Consider the following 755-nt stretch of genomic DNA (forward strand, 5'->3'; position numbering starts at 1 on the left):
GGAGTGGTTGGATGCGTGGTTGGGGGAGTATCGGCCGACGGTGGGGATGTATTTCTCGGGGGGTACGTCCTCGGCGTATCAGGCGAACATGTGGCTCTCGACGCTGGGCGCGCTGGAGGGACGCCCGGTGATCGTGTTGCGGGAGCGGTTCATGGTCCAACGCATCGAAGCGACCGACGTGCCGATCCTGTGCATCCCCAAAGTCGCCGACCTGATGCGCCTGGAACACTCCAGCCTCCGCATGCTCCTGCACCCCGCCAACTCCGGCAAAACCAGCCAGGTCCTCCGCATCCCCACCATCAAACACGCCTTCACCAACCACGGCGAAAGCGACAAACTCTCCTCCTGCAACCCCTACGCCAAGGCCTACGACGAAGTCTGGGTCGCCGGCCCCGCCGCCCGCGAGCGCTACCACCTCGCCGACATCGGCGTCGAAGACAAAGACATCATCGAAGTCGGCCGCCCCCAACTCGCCCCCATCAACCCCCACACCGGACCCCCCGCACCCGGCCGCCACACCACCGTCCTCTACGCCCCCACCTGGGAAGGCTGGACCGACGACCCCGGCAACACCAGCATCATCCACGCCGGCGAACACCTCGTCACCGCCCTCCTCGCCGACGACCGCATCCGCCTCCTCTACAAACCCCACCCCATGACCGGCACCGTCGACCCCCGCGCCGCCGAAGCCGACCACCGCATCCAAACCCTCATCCGCCACGCCAACACCCAACGCACCGGACCCCGACCCAGCG

Annotated in this window: 1 pseudogene; it reads left to right on the forward strand. The window is 67.3% G+C overall.

Annotated features, from left to right (window positions below):
* Nucleotides 1-755 (forward strand): annotated as a pseudogene (locus UWG_RS0129185) (hypothetical protein); the annotation flags it as partial.

It is taken from the genome of Streptomyces xiaopingdaonensis (assembly GCF_000262345.1).
GTDB lineage: Bacteria > Actinomycetota > Actinomycetes > Streptomycetales > Streptomycetaceae > Streptomyces > Streptomyces xiaopingdaonensis.